This is a genomic window from Roseburia sp. CLA-AA-H209 (assembly GCF_020687575.1).
Lineage (GTDB): Bacteria > Bacillota > Clostridia > Lachnospirales > Lachnospiraceae > Roseburia_C > Roseburia_C amylophila.
In genome coordinates, this window is sequence record NZ_JAJEQU010000027.1 from 1 (window position 1) to 13,573 (window position 13,573).

General features: G+C 39.1%; 13 protein-coding genes. 7 read left to right on the top strand and 6 right to left on the bottom strand.

Annotated features, from left to right (window positions below):
- Nucleotides 1-541: 541 nt before the first annotated feature.
- The 4 genes from LKD41_RS14855 (at nt 542) to LKD41_RS14870 (ending at nt 5,418) form a co-directional block, all read left to right on the top strand.
- Complete coding sequence (locus LKD41_RS14855; RefSeq protein WP_019162604.1) at nt 542-1,231, top strand: response regulator transcription factor; 690 nt, start codon at nt 542-544, stop codon at nt 1,229-1,231.
- Nucleotides 1,228-2,259 carry a sensor histidine kinase gene (locus LKD41_RS14860; RefSeq protein WP_118212819.1) on the top strand — a complete coding sequence of 344 codons (1,032 nt, stop codon included), beginning with the start codon at nt 1,228-1,230 and terminating at the stop codon, nt 2,257-2,259. Before LKD41_RS14855 ends, LKD41_RS14860 begins: the two co-directional genes overlap by 4 nt.
- Before the next feature lie 151 nt (nt 2,260-2,410).
- On the top strand, nt 2,411-3,076 hold the full coding sequence (locus LKD41_RS14865) for an ABC transporter ATP-binding protein (protein WP_173772881.1): 666 nt from the start codon (nt 2,411-2,413) through the stop codon (nt 3,074-3,076).
- Nucleotides 3,077-3,090: 14 nt separating this feature from the next.
- Complete coding sequence (locus LKD41_RS14870; RefSeq protein WP_227701612.1) at nt 3,091-5,418, top strand: ABC transporter permease; 2,328 nt, start codon at nt 3,091-3,093, stop codon at nt 5,416-5,418.
- A 195-nt stretch (nt 5,419-5,613) separates the two neighbouring features.
- On the opposite strand, the gene LKD41_RS14875 is transcribed toward LKD41_RS14870, so the two are convergent.
- The 5 genes from LKD41_RS14875 to LKD41_RS14895 all read right to left on the bottom strand — a co-directional run bounded on the left by LKD41_RS14875 (nt 5,614) and on the right by LKD41_RS14895 (nt 9,034).
- Nucleotides 5,614-6,375: a DUF6040 family protein gene (locus LKD41_RS14875; protein WP_230312910.1), complete on the bottom strand. Its 762-nt coding sequence runs from the start codon at nt 6,373-6,375 to the stop codon at nt 5,614-5,616.
- Complete coding sequence (locus LKD41_RS14880) at nt 6,299-8,020, bottom strand: MobA/MobL family protein (protein WP_195659412.1); 1,722 nt, start codon at nt 8,018-8,020, stop codon at nt 6,299-6,301. Before LKD41_RS14880 ends, LKD41_RS14875 begins: the two co-directional genes overlap by 77 nt.
- Nucleotides 7,990-8,349, bottom strand: a complete 360-nt coding sequence (locus LKD41_RS14885) for a hypothetical protein (protein WP_227701613.1) — start codon at nt 8,347-8,349, stop codon at nt 7,990-7,992. Before LKD41_RS14885 ends, LKD41_RS14880 begins: the two co-directional genes overlap by 31 nt.
- Entirely contained in the window at nt 8,349-8,663 is a 315-nt protein-coding gene (locus LKD41_RS14890) for a hypothetical protein (RefSeq protein ID WP_055152287.1), read from the bottom strand. Before LKD41_RS14890 ends, LKD41_RS14885 begins: the two co-directional genes overlap by 1 nt.
- Nucleotides 8,664-8,803: 140 nt before the next feature.
- Entirely contained in the window at nt 8,804-9,034 is a 231-nt protein-coding gene (locus tag LKD41_RS14895) for a helix-turn-helix domain-containing protein (RefSeq protein WP_195659413.1), read from the bottom strand.
- 171 nt (nt 9,035-9,205) lie between these two features.
- On the opposite strand from LKD41_RS14895, the gene LKD41_RS14900 reads away from it, so the two are divergent.
- The 3 genes from LKD41_RS14900 (at nt 9,206) to LKD41_RS14910 (ending at nt 12,208) form a co-directional block, all read left to right on the top strand.
- On the top strand, nt 9,206-9,835 hold the full coding sequence (locus tag LKD41_RS14900) for a helix-turn-helix domain-containing protein (protein WP_009265518.1): 630 nt from the start codon (nt 9,206-9,208) through the stop codon (nt 9,833-9,835).
- Nucleotides 9,836-9,921: 86 nt separating this feature from the next.
- Nucleotides 9,922-11,217, top strand: coding sequence for a tyrosine-type recombinase/integrase (locus LKD41_RS14905; RefSeq protein WP_009265517.1), 1,296 nt, complete (start codon nt 9,922-9,924; stop codon nt 11,215-11,217).
- A gap of 178 nt (nt 11,218-11,395) precedes the next feature.
- A complete protein-coding gene (locus LKD41_RS14910; protein WP_227701614.1) occupies nt 11,396-12,208 on the top strand; it encodes a hypothetical protein in 813 nt (270 codons plus the stop codon).
- 138 nt (nt 12,209-12,346) lie between these two features.
- Here the strand turns inward: LKD41_RS14910 and LKD41_RS14915 are convergent.
- A partial coding sequence (locus tag LKD41_RS14915) for a tyrosine-type recombinase/integrase (protein WP_227701615.1) occupies nt 12,347-13,573 on the bottom strand: 1,227 nt, incomplete at its 5' end.

Here is a 13,573-nt window from a genome sequence, read left to right on the forward strand (position 1 = left end):
ATTGTTCGCCCCTTCGCTCCATCCCCATTACAGAGACTTCTTCACTACTATGGGCTCGGCTGACTTCTCACAGTTCGCTGTTACTAGGCTAATGAAACCTCTGTGAGACCTCCACGCTTAAGGTGCACGCTCTTTCTCTCCATATATCCGCCGCATTTACTCTGCTTCTACAAACGTGGTAGTTATTAGACTTCGCTGTTCTTTGCCAGCTTATCACTCGAAGCCTAGCCTTATATGCGATTTCTGTCCGTCGGACCAGAGATTCGCTTACAGCTTCCTTCAGATTCCACCTCACGGTAGACACCCTTGCTGTTCGGCTATACATTTCCCACTACCTGGGCATGTTCGGGACTTACACCCGTTAGAGCGCGCCCATGGCGCGCAAACAAAGAAAGGACAGCAATTTGACACTGCTGTCCTTTCTTTTATAAAATTGCAGTACACAGAAAAAAGCTGTAAAATGAAAAATATATTTGTCCTTGTAACAATTCTCGGACATTTGCCTGTTATACTATCTGCAAAAAGAAAAGGAAGTGACAATATGAAGCAGATTTTAATTGTCGAAGACGATAATCTTTTGAATAAAACGCTTACTTATAATTTGGAATTGGACGGTTACACAATAACTTCTGTTCTGAATGCAAGGACAGCCGCTGAATCATTAAAAACAAACATTTTTGATTTGGTATTGCTAGATATAAATTTACCAGACGGAAATGGTTATGACCTATGCCGTCTTATCAAGCCAGAGCATCCTGATACAGTAGTTATATTTCTAACTGCCAACGATCAGGAAAGCGATCAGATACGAGGATATGAAGCTGGTGCAGTGGATTATATCACGAAACCTTTTTCGATTAGTGCTTTGCAGCGAAAGATCAAAGCCATGTTCGCTATGTTGGAACATCACAAACCAGCTAAGGATATTTACGAGGATGGTAGCCTGTTTCTGGATTTTTCGGAACAATTTGCAAGTTTGAACGGGAAACCATTAGCGCTTTCTGCGATGGAATATAAAATGCTGAACCTATTTCTTAAAAATCCGAAGCAGGTACTTACCCGCCAACAACTTTTGGAAAGGCTGTGGGACATTGATGAAAAATATGTAGATGAACATACCCTTACTACTTCTATCAGCCGCATTCGCAGTAAGATTGAAGCGGATGGCGACACATATATCAAAACGGTTTACGGTATGGGTTATCAATGGACAGGAGGCGAAAAGAAATGAAACTGAATAACCTTTCTGCTAAGAAAATTTGTAGACTGATTAGTGCTGGCATGGTTTTCTCTATGCTGGTAATTACTGGTATTTTCGGCGGTATAATGCAGGATACACGAATTTTCATAGCGGGTGGAACATTGACACTCTGTGCATTTTTCTGGATTTGGCTATTGGTGCTGTTTTTTGGAAAACGCCTTTCTCATCTTACTTCTAATTTGTGCCGGACGCTGGACAACATGATTGATGGAAACGAGGAATTACAAAAGTCAAATGATAGTGAAACTCTTTTTGCCCGTATCAACCACCGCTTAATCCGGTTGTATGAGATTATGCAGAAAAACCGACACAAGATAGACATGGAACGACAGGAGCTTCAAATGCTGATTTCTGATATTTCGCATCAAGTCAAAACACCTGTCAGCAATTTGCAAATGGTAACGGACACACTTTTAACAAAGCCTGTTTCAGAAGAAGAACGGATGGACTTTTTACAAGGCATACGCAGTCAGACTGATAAACTAGATTTTCTGTTCCAAGCACTGGTTAAAACATCCCGGTTGGAAACCGGAGCGATACGATTAGAAAAGAAAGACAGCAGCTTATTCCATACGCTTGCACAAGCTATGAGCAGTATTGTATATGCCGCAGAGAAAAAAGAAATTGCTGTATCCGTGGATTGCCCGGAAAATTTGATAATCTCCCATGACAGCAAGTGGACAAGCGAAGCCCTTTTCAATCTGCTGGACAATGCAGTAAAATACACTCCGTCAGGTGGAAAGATTTCTGTATCAGTGGTTCAGTGGGAAATGTACGTAGAGGTCAAAGTGACCGACACCGGCAAGGGCATTTCAGAAAGTAATCAGGCTGCCATCTTTCGGCGCTTCTATCGTGAGGAAGAAGTACACGATCAACAGGGTGTAGGAATAGGTTTGTATTTGGCTCGTGAGATTGTAACAAGGCAAGGGGGATATATCAAGGTCGTTTCAGAGCTGGGGCAAGGCTCAGAATTTTCTATTATGCTTCCTGTAAGGTAAGATATAACCACTTTTTTTGAAATGTCCGAGCGTTGTAACATTTCACCCTGATTTTCGATAAAAATTTTTTCTATCTCGGACATTTGTGTAACATTTGTGGTTTACAATGGCTTTATCAACAGATAGAAAGCCTTGAAAGGAGCATTTGAATATGAACATTTTACAAACAATCGACTTAAAGAAGTATTACGGCACAGAACCAAATATTACTCGTGCCCTTAATGGTGTAAATTTTACTGTGGAACAGGGAGAATTTGTTGCCGTAGTTGGAACTTCCGGCAGCGGTAAGTCTACATTGCTTCACATGATGGGAGGACTTGATACCCCCACTTCCGGCAGCGTGATTGTACGGGGAGAAGAACTCGCAAAAAAGAATGATGATGAATTGACAATTTTCCGCCGTCGTAACATCGGATTTATCTTCCAAAATTATAATCTGGTTCCGATTTTGAATGTATATGAAAATATCGTCCTGCCTGTGGAACTGGATGGCGATACAGTAGACCAGAAATTTATGGACGAAGTTGTGTATATGTTGGCTTTAGAAGATAAACTGGAAAATATGCCGAACAATCTTTCAGGCGGTCAACAGCAACGTGTAGCAATTGCACGAGCTTTAATTACGAAGCCTGCGATTATCCTTGCTGATGAACCGACCGGAAATCTTGATAGCAAGACCAGTGCAGATGTGTTAGGGCTTTTGAAGCGTACCAGCGGAGAATTTAATCAGACCATTGTAATGATTACTCACAACAACGAGATCGCTCAACTCGCAGACCGCATTGTACGGATTGAAGATGGTAAAATTGTTGGCTAAAGGAGGTGGGAATTATGAATTATCCTTTTGAAAATGATACCAGTGCAGTAATTAAAAAATTAGCACGAAAAAGTGTGCGTTTTGATAAGAAGAAAAACTTATTTTGCCTTTCGGCAATTATTGTAGCCGTTGCTATGATAATGATGTCGTTGCTCACAGTGCAAAATATCATTTATCAAAATCAGAAAGAAATCGAAGGATTACATCAAGGGATTTTCTTTGACATTACGCAGGACAGTAAAGAAAAGTTGTTAGCAAACGAAGAAGTAAAAAGTGTAGGACTTTCCTGTAATATCAAAACAGTGAAAGAAAATTCTAAAGAACTGTCTCTGATTTATTATGATGATGACATGCTTAGTTTGATTCCTGCCTTTGACGGAAAATATCCAGAGAAAGCAAGTGAAATTGCTGTTACAGATGCCTTTTTTGCCAGTGAAAATAAGTCTCCGGAAATCAACGCCATAGTTCAGTTGAATCTGGATGGTACTTTGAAGAATTATACTATTGTTGGTATTTATCATGATAAAACTTCTACCGCTTATCCTGTTTTTGTTTCACTTGAAAAATGCCGGGAATTACGTGGAAATAACCTGCTTAATGGATATGTTTGGCTTGAAAATGCAGATACCCTTACAAAAGACGAAGCAACAGAAATATTATCTCAAATTTCAGAGGAGACTGGACTGAATAATTGGACAGTCAGCAGTTACTATGATTATGTAAATACAACTTTGTCCTTCAGTAATTATGCGGTATATGGTGTAGTTGCTGCCATTTTGTTTTTAGCTGCCGCACTTGTAATTTACAGCATTTTCTATATTTCGGTTGGACAAAAAGTTGCTGAGTTCGGACAGCTTCGGACAATAGGGGCAAGTAAAAAGCAAATTTATAAAATAGTTCTTAAACAGGGTTATATGCTTGCAGTTCCGGGGATTTTAATTGGTAGTATCATGGGAACGATCATCAGCTATTGTCTGCAATCAAAAGGCTGGTCAGTATTTGCATTTATTGTTTCTCTATGTGGCGCATGCCTTTTTGGAATACTGCTTGTTTATATTAGTGTTCGTAAACCAGCAAAAATTGCAGCGAATACTTCTCCAATTTCTGCTCTGAAAAATCAAGTGGGAATTGTAAATTATCGCACTCACAAAAGACATCGTATTACGCCCGTATATTTAGCGAAAATCAGCTTTTTCAGAAACAGAAAAAAATCTCTATTGACCATTTTATCATTGGGACTGTGCGGAGTTATATTTTTCCTTGCAGCAAGTTATCAGAGTTCTTTTAATGCCGAGAGTATGGCTCGTTATTGGGATATGAAGTACGGAGATTTCAAAATCAGCATTGATTTAGAAAATGAAAGTGAAAATCTGGATGCTCTCTTGCAGAAAGAATATTTTTCTGATTATGTAAAGCGTGTTGGAGATATGGAGGGAGTTAGCAATATATTTACTTATGCTACCTTACCAGTTGATTACTCAACAGACAATGATATTTCAGATAGCACCTTGCTGCTCGGCTATAATGAAAAGGATTTGGCATCGCTAAATGCAGCTATTTTGTCTGGAAATATTACTGATGATACAGAATTAGTTGTAAGTGACCCCGAACGTATTTATGATGTTTACCATTGGAAACCTCAAATTGGGGATACTGTGACCTTTAATTTCAAAAATCATAGTGGTAAAACAATAACAAAAGCATTCAAAATTGGTGCAATCACTTCCAGCAATGATGGAATGGGTGGCTATATTTTCAGAATGCCGGAAAATATGCTCAAAGAACTTGCAGGTTATGACTGTATATACGCAATCGAAATACAAGCAGAAGCTGAATATCAGGAAATGATCGAGCAGGAACTCGAATTATTAGTTTCTGACAATAGGGATGTTCGCTTACAAACCATTCAAGATTTTATTGTAGAACACCAATCAGACAATCGTGCAGGTTTTACATTAGCTTATGCGATTGCAGCCATCTTGTGGATATTTGCGGTCATCAATCAAATCAATCTTACTGTGACAAATCTTTTATCACAGAAACAGGAAATGGGCACACTAAAATCTATTGGTATGACAAATAAGCAGTTGGAGCAAGCATTTATGATGGAAGGTCTTTTTACTACTTTGATTGCATTGCTTATAACTGCTGTTGTTGGAATCCCCGGCGGATATGCAATCGGTATATTTTTGAAAAATGCAGGCATGTCTACGGGATTTGTATTTCCGATCGTTGCTTTTACTCTTTTTGCTGTTGCTATGTTTATGCTTGAAAGTTTGATGACAATATTGCTTATTCATTCATGGAAGAAGCAATCTGTTATTGCAATAATGCGAAATTGATGATAGAAAGCTTTTCATATCTCGGTCAGCTCCACAATTACATTACTCTGCTGATACAGCCAGTCCGTAAATTCTTTCGGGCTGGCTGTTCCTGTTTTTACAGCCTTTTTTCTCTGTAATACTTCTTTTCATACAGTAAATTTTCACTAGGCTGGTATGGAGTAATTTTACTGTCTATACAGTAAGTTGAAAATACTAATATGGTCTTTTTTCTAACCAAACTTTAAGATAACATCTAATTCCAACATATGCGCCCTGCGAAAGTACGAAAAGCAATAGAAGATTTACTGACAGTACTTTTTTGATTGATTCTCCAAAATAAATGACAATAGCAACACTTGTCAGTATCATTAGTAGAGTAATAACATCCCAACAGTTTTTCTTATATAATTCTATAACCTTTATTTCTATCAGTATCGCCAGCATCCCTGTTCCTGACATACATATTCCTACAATCAATATTAGCAATAACCAATATACCATTCCGGCTATAAAAGCATTTGGAATTTTTGTACTAATCTGTGCCGCAGAATGCCCGGCATCAATCGTCCATCCGACAAAGGTTTGTATGAATGATGCTAAATCATTGAAGAATGATTTACAATCGGAAAGAAACGCATCTGACTGTATTGCCTGAAAAAGAGTGGATATCAGCGAATACCATGCAAGAAGAAACAAGGTTGTTTGGAACATTACCGTTTTTGCTTTATACTGTCCGGCAAGTCGCTCTTTTTGTGTTTCGTATTTCGTTTTTGCATTCTGATAGGCTGCCCGGTCACAGGCTTCACATTTTTCATAGAGTACCGGCTTTTCCACCGGTATCTCTACGATTTTCTGATGTGTCCGGGCATAATCCCGTTCCTGTGTTAAGCAGCGTATTTTATCTTGACAATCCTCTATCGTGACGTTTGCGCTTCGCAGCTTTTCTTTCTCGATCCGCAATGCTCTGTCTGCCATCTTCAAGTCGTTCTTTAATGATTGAATATTCAATGCTCTGTTCTCTTTGTTTAATTTCTCGTTCAAGGTCAGAGATTCGTTGAGCTGCGTCTTCAGTTCCACGATAAGCTGGTCTTTCTGTTCCAGTTCTGCCTGTATCTCCTCGGTCAAGAGCAGAAGTTCTTCCAACTGTTCGGCGTTCTTTGATTCTCTGGATTCGTTCATCTATATCACGTCCTTTCTCTATCTGCTGTTCCAGTTCAGCAATTCGGTGTTCTGTTTCAGTAATAAACTGTTTTCGCTGTTCAGCTTCTGTGCCAATTTCTGCCATTGCTGATTTTCGTTTTCCAAAAGCTCTATCTTCGTTTTCTGTTCTTCCATCTTGGAAAGCAGTTCCTCGGTATTTGGCAAAATGTTGAGCAGCTCGGATAACTCGTTGTTTAATTTTTGTAATTTCTGATTCTGTTTTTGCATAAGAGAGAGTTGAGTGTCCCGGTTCTGCATTTCCAGAATCATTTCTGCCATTAGGTTCTGCTGTTCTTCGATTTGACCAATCATGGATTCCATTAAGGGTATAATTTCCCGGCTTTCTTCTAATGTCATTTAATCGCTCCTTCCATAATGATAATGCACCCGATACTTTCCCAAAGGTGTTTAGTATCTTTTGCAATAACGTGTTTTGTTGTTTTATGATTTGATTTTCCGCTACTTTCCACGAGCCTTTTATTTCCTGCCCGGCAAAAAACTTTTGTTCAATCTTTCTTGCGTCAGCTCCTTCATGGATGGTAGGAATCTGGAGTTTTCCCTGCTTTTCATAAGAACGATGATCAACTTGATTATGCAAAGGCAGATGTTCATTACATACCTTTGCCCATTCACTCCGCCACAGTTCACAATTTTTTGGATTGTTCCATCCAGTAGCATCGGTCAGCACCCGTTTCCATTGCAGGCGGTTTCTTGCTCCAATCTTCTGAATTCCGTTTTCGTCTAATACAGGGATACGGATTCCATGACGGTCAGGGTTTTTCTTATCCTGCCACCAGTTCGGATGGGATTCATCAATCACGATATTTCCGTTTTTATCTCTGACAAAATCCCAATCCTTGACTTCTTTCTTTCCCCAAGAATGATCCGGGTTAAAAGGACGCATAGTTAGAAGCAGATGGACATGGGGGTTGCCATCCCCTTTGTCGTGGATACTCCAATCAGCGCACATTCCTCTATCTACAAAAGTTTTTTGGATATAGTCGGTTGTATATTGAATTTGTTCCTGTCTGCTCCATTCTTTGGGGAGGGCAAATTCAAATGACCTGCCAAGTTGGGCATCTGCATTTTTTTCAATCTTCAATACCTCGTTCCATAACCTCTGTTTCTGAAATGTGATTTTGAATTTTTTTAAAGCAGCTTCTTTATCTTCTGACCTTTTGTATCGGACAGATTTTTGAAAGCGTTTTATATTTTCTTCTGGTACTATCTGCCATTCAGGAGGTGCGTTTTCGCACATCATCAGCCGGGTGTTGACCACTTCTTTTTTAGAAGTGTAATAACTGATTCTCCCTGTTTCCTCGTTTTTCATCACATCCCCATTGAGATATGCGGAAGCGGAGATAACAGATTTCCCTTTACTTCGTCCGACTATTTTGATTGTGTAATGAAAAATCGCCATGTCTGGATTCCTCCTTTCTGACGTATCCGGCATAGATTTCCGGCAACATTGCTTTCAGTTTTAGAAAAAGCAGCATTGCCGGAACGCCCTCTGCGTAAGAGTGCCCTGCGCATAGCAGCCTGCATGGAATGCGCCTCTCTGGCGAAGAGTGCCTCCTGCGGCATGAGCAGGTCTGGCTGAAAGCCCCGCCGACGGAACGAGCCCGGCAAGCGTGAGCGCAGACCGGTTGCCACTTGTGGCAAACTTATTGGGACGACCTTTGGTTGTCCATAAGTGCGCCCTTCATGAAAAAGCAATGAAGGGAATGAAAAACTCATCCCCTCTGCCATTACACTTCCTCCATATCGGTATTGGTTTCTTTCTGCATTGCTTTTGAGAAAAATCTCCCATTGGCTTCCTGCCTTTTCAGAAAAACAATCAGCTTTGGGATGTCTTCTTCCTCAATAGGAGCACCAAGAACGGATTCCACCGCACCGCCAATCTGACAGAGCCTATGGGTTCGTTTTTTACTTTCCTCGGTTTTCTTTCGTTTCAGAAGTTCTTTCTTCTGTGCTGCATATCGTTTTGCTTTTTCAAGGCTTTCCTGTTCCTTTTTTTCCATTTCAAGCATTCGTTCTTCATAACTTTTTGTTGATTTTGCCATTATTACATTCTCCTTTCTTTTGCAAACATAAGTTCTCGGTTGCGTATCAGAAGAAGCACATGGTATAATCTTCTTGCGTGTAGGTATATCATGGCTTTGGTCTGATAGAACCTTTGGCGGTTTCTTTGGAAGCCGCCTTTTTAATTTGCCACAGTTCTTGTTACAGCTTTTACATTTACTCTATCCCTCAAATCACGACCTTCATTAGCTTCCATAAACATTTCCAGAATATCGGTTTTAATCAGGACTTTGCGACCAACCTTTAATACTGGAAGTTTCTTCCATTCTACAAGCTGTCTTAAGGTGTTTCTGCCGATTCCCGTATAGTCAGCAGCTTCTTCGATGGATAATGCAATTTTTCTTTGCGTCATATAATCACCTCCTTACAAATTGCATTATGCAATTCTTGTGATGTAAGTATATCCTTTTCACATCTTTTTGTCAAGCGTTACGAAATGTTAAAAATAAACTTTATATTGCATATTGCAATTTTAGAAAAACAATGCTATAATTCATACATACCGAAAAAGGAGGCAGTCAGCATGAAAGATAAAGAATTACGCAAGCTGATAGGGAGCAGAGTAAAACAGCGCCGTCTGGAATTGAATCTGACACAGCCTTATGTCGCAGAAAAGATGGGTGTTACCGCTTCTACAATCCTGCGTTATGAGAATGGTTCGATTGACAATACGAAAAAAATGGTGTTGGAAGGTCTTTCGGAAGCACTCCATGTATCTGTGGAATGGCTCAAAGGGGAAACAGATGAATATGAAACCGATATTACGGATAAGAGAGAATTACAGATTCGTGATGCGATGGGAGATATTCTGGAACAGTTACCACTTGCCCTTACCAAAGAAGAAGATGCTTTTTCAAAAGATTTATTACTGCTGATGTTAAAACAATATGGTCTGTTTTTGGATTCCTTTCAGTTCGCCTGCAAAAACTTCAAGGGAAATGATGGTCAGACGGATATTGCCAAAACAATAGGGTTTGAATCGAATGATGAATATAATGAGATTATGTTCTTAAGGGAAATCACTCACACCATCAATGCTTTTAATGAGATGGCAGACATCGTAAGGCTCTATTCCAAGAAACCAAAAACAGCAGAGCAAAGGCTTGCAAATCTTTTATCAGAAGTCTTATACGAAGATTCCGAATCGGTATAGTAAGACAGCCGGAGTTATGATATACTTACACGCACGAAGCATTTCATCAGTTCCGATTGTCTAATATCGAAAGGAGACATACGATTATGGCAAAAGGATCTGTAAGAAAAAAAGGAAAGAAATGGTACTACCGCTTCTATGTAGAGGACGCAAGCGGCAATCTTGTTCAGAAAGAATGCGTTGGAACAGAAAGCAAAAGTGAAACTGAAAAACTGCTCCGTCAGGCAATGGATGATTATGAGAAAAAGAAATTTGTTGCCAAAGCGGAAAATCTCACAGTCGGACAACTTTTGGATGTGTGGGCAGAGGAGGAATTAAAAACAGGTACGCTCAGCAATGGTACTGTGGAGAATTACCTCGGAACAATCCGAAATATTAAGAAACATCCGCTGGCAGAACGGAAATTAAAAAATGTAACCTCTGAGCATTTGCAATCCTTTTTTGATTTGCTTTCCTTCGGGGGAGTTCATCCCGACGGAAAAGAGAGAAAGGGTTACAGCAAAGATTACATCCATTCTTTTTCCGCAGTCATGCAGCAGTCCTTCCGCTTTGCAGTATTTCCAAAACAGTATATTACGTTTAATCCCATGCAGTATATTAAACTGCGGTATCAGACGGATGAAGTTGATTTGTTTTCAGACGAGGACATGGACGGAAATATCCAACCAATTTCACGAGAAGATTATGAAAGATTGCTTGCTTATCTGAAAAAAAAGAACCCAGCCGCAATACTTCCAATCCAGATAGCCTATTATGCCGGGCTTCGTATTGGAGAAGCCTGCGGTTTGGCGTGGCAGGACGTAAATCTGGAAGAACAATGCCTTACCATAAGACGTAGCATCCGATACGATGGCTCAAAGCGCAAATATATCATCGGACCAACCAAGCGGAAAAAAGTGAGGATTGTTGATTTTGGAGATACGCTGGTAGAGATTTTCCGTAATGCCCGGAAAGAGCAGTTAAAAAATCGAATGCAGTACGGAGAACTTTATCACACGAACTACTACAAAGCGGTCAAAGAGAAAAACAGAGTGTACTACGAATATTATTGCTTAGACAGAACAGAGGAAGTCCCGGCAGATTATAAAGAAATTTCTTTCGTCTGTTTAAGACCGGATGGTTGTCTGGAACTTCCAACTACTTTGGGGACTGTTTGCAGAAAGGTGGCAAAAACATTAGAGGGATTTGAAGGCTTTCATTTCCACCAGTTACGTCACACCTATACAAGCAACCTTTTAGCAAATGGAGCTGCCCCAAAAGATGTGCAGGAACTGTTAGGACACTCAGATGTAAGTACCACAATGAATGTCTATGCTCACTCCACAAGAGATGCTAAACGAAAATCAGTTAGGCTTCTTGATAAAGTGGTAGGCAATGATTAAAAAAATTCCCTTATTTCCCTTGTGATTATCTCATAAGGGTAAAAATAAGGGAAACTACATATCATTTCACTAATGGACAGGCGGGAAAGCCTATAAAATGGGGAAAGTTAGAGAGATAATTATATAAATTCAAGTTTGGAGAATTGAGAAAATCGGAATTGATAGAGGAGAGGTTGTTTTGGAAATAAGTAAAGAGTTATTAATTAAAGATTTAAAAGAATTTAACTCAATTGATAAGTTGTTTCTTTTTTTCACATCAGCACAAGTCGATGCGGAATATTGTGAAGAAGCAAAACAATGCTATAAAGAATTACAATGGAATCAAAGTCCATTCTATGATGTAATTAACTCGTTTTGGATAACTTTTTCATATGCGATGCATTTAAAATATCCAGAGGAATATCCAATAGCAGAAGCAGGAAATGTTAAGATATATAAGAATCATTATAAAAAATATGATTCATTTCCAGAAAAATATTTTAAAGAAAACTCTGATGCAAGAAATCGAGTAACTGCCTTATGCAAAGAATATACGGATATGAAAGAACTGGCGGAGCTTTGTCATACTGTTGCAAATTTTATGCCTTGTCCTCAAGGTTTTAATTCGGCAAAGGGACTATTAAGTGATGTAAGAGATTATTTTCCTTTAATGATTAATAAAATACAAAAATGTGTTGATGAAGGATTAAATTTGAAATATTCTAATACTTCAGAAGATAATACTTCAGTAGAAGTAGACAATGAAACTATAAAAAAATGGCATAGTTTTTTTATTGAAAATCAAGAAAAATATTGTTTGAGTATGTATTATCAAGTTAATGAAAACAGAATTAATGGAATTACGTTTTTTAAAGGACAATCTTTGTCTTATCCATGTCCGCTAGAAAAAGAAGAGGTAGAAGAATGCTTGGAAAACATGTTGAATAAAATAAACGAAAGAGCAGATCTAATACTTAAGAAGTATAATGAAGAACATAAATCCAATAGTTAAATTCTAGTTTGCCGAAATATTTTTATAACTTTCCCTATTTTACAGGCTTTTTAGCCTATTCATTAGTGAAATGATATGTATTTTCCCTTATTTTTGCCCTTATGAGATAATCGTAAGGGAAATAAGGGAAAGTTTTATTTAGTCGTTGCCTACCACTTTATCAAGTAACTTTGCGGATTCCCGTTTGGCTTTTCTCGTGGAGTGGGCGTAGACATTCATTGTGGTACTGACATCTGAGTGTCCTAACAGTTCCTGCACATCCTTTGGTGCTGCTCCGTTTGCCAGAAGGTTGCTTGTATAGGTGTGTCGCAGCTGGTGAAAATGAAATCCTTCAAATCCATCCAGTTTCTGAGCAATCTTCCTACAAATAGTTCCTAACGTGCTTGGCAGTTCCAGACTTCCATCCGGTCTTAAGCAGACAAAGGATATTTCCTTATAATCCTCTGGAACATTCTCTGTTCCGTCCAGATGATAGAACTCATAGTAAACTCTGTTTTTGTCTTTTACTTCTCTGTAGTAGTTTTTGTGGTAAAGTTCTCCGTACTGCATTCGGTTTTTAAGCTGTTCCTTTCGGGCATTGCGAAGAATCTCTGTCAGCGTATCTCCAAAATCAACAATCCTTACCTTTTTTCGTTTGGTCGGTCCGATGATGTTCTTATGCCTTGAACCATCATAGCGGATACTGCGTCTGATTGTAAGGCACTGTTCTTCAAGATTTACATCCTGCCATGCCAGACCACAGGCTTCACCGATACGAAGTCCTGCATAATAAGCTATCTGGATTGGAAGTATTGCCGGTGGATTGTAATTCTGTAGAAATTCAATCAGTCTTTCATAATCCTCTCGTGGAATTGGCTGTATATCGCCATCCATGTCATCATCGGAAAACAGGTCAACCTCATCCGTCTGGTATTTCAGCTTAATATACTGCATCGGATTGAAAGTGATATATTGCTTTGGTGATACTGCAAATCGGAATGACTGCTGTAATACTGCCGAGAAAGAACGAATGTAATCTTTGCTATAACCTTTTCTTTCTGAACCATCTGGATAAGTGCCACCAAAGGAAAGCAGATCGAAGAAGGCTTGTAAATGCTCAGATGTTACATTTTTCAACTTTCTCTCTGAAATTGGATGCTTCTTGATGTTGGTAATAGCACCGAGGTAATTCTGGACTGTCCCATTACTGAGAGTACCGGTCTTTAATTCTTCCTCTGCCCATATATCAAGTAATTCTCCAACTGTAATATTTTCCGACTTTGCAATGAATTTCTTGCTTTCGTAATCGTCCATTGCCTGACGGAGCAGTTTTTCCGTTTCACTTTTACTTTCTGTTCCAGCGTATTCTTTCTGAACCAGATTGCC

What these genes read in the sequence shown, in the direction of transcription:
- LKD41_RS14895 (WP_195659413.1), bottom strand. Translation starts at nt 9,034, where the DNA reads ATGACGCAAAGAAAAATTGCATTATCCATCGAAGAAGCTGCTGACTAT.
- LKD41_RS14900 (WP_009265518.1), top strand. Translation starts at nt 9,206, where the DNA reads ATGAAAGATAAAGAATTACGCAAGCTGATAGGGAGCAGAGTAAAACAG.
- LKD41_RS14880 (WP_195659412.1), bottom strand. Translation starts at nt 8,020, where the DNA reads ATGGCGATTTTTCATTACACAATCAAAATAGTCGGACGAAGTAAAGGG.
- LKD41_RS14855 (WP_019162604.1), top strand. Translation starts at nt 542, where the DNA reads ATGAAGCAGATTTTAATTGTCGAAGACGATAATCTTTTGAATAAAACG.
- LKD41_RS14890 (WP_055152287.1), bottom strand. Translation starts at nt 8,663, where the DNA reads ATGGCAAAATCAACAAAAAGTTATGAAGAACGAATGCTTGAAATGGAA.
- LKD41_RS14905 (WP_009265517.1), top strand. Translation starts at nt 9,922, where the DNA reads ATGGCAAAAGGATCTGTAAGAAAAAAAGGAAAGAAATGGTACTACCGC.
- LKD41_RS14875 (WP_230312910.1), bottom strand. Translation starts at nt 6,375, where the DNA reads ATGGCAGACAGAGCATTGCGGATCGAGAAAGAAAAGCTGCGAAGCGCA.
- LKD41_RS14865 (WP_173772881.1), top strand. Translation starts at nt 2,411, where the DNA reads ATGAACATTTTACAAACAATCGACTTAAAGAAGTATTACGGCACAGAA.
- LKD41_RS14885 (WP_227701613.1), bottom strand. Translation starts at nt 8,349, where the DNA reads ATGGCAGAGGGGATGAGTTTTTCATTCCCTTCATTGCTTTTTCATGAA.
- LKD41_RS14860 (WP_118212819.1), top strand. Translation starts at nt 1,228, where the DNA reads ATGAAACTGAATAACCTTTCTGCTAAGAAAATTTGTAGACTGATTAGT.
- LKD41_RS14870 (WP_227701612.1), top strand. Translation starts at nt 3,091, where the DNA reads ATGAATTATCCTTTTGAAAATGATACCAGTGCAGTAATTAAAAAATTA.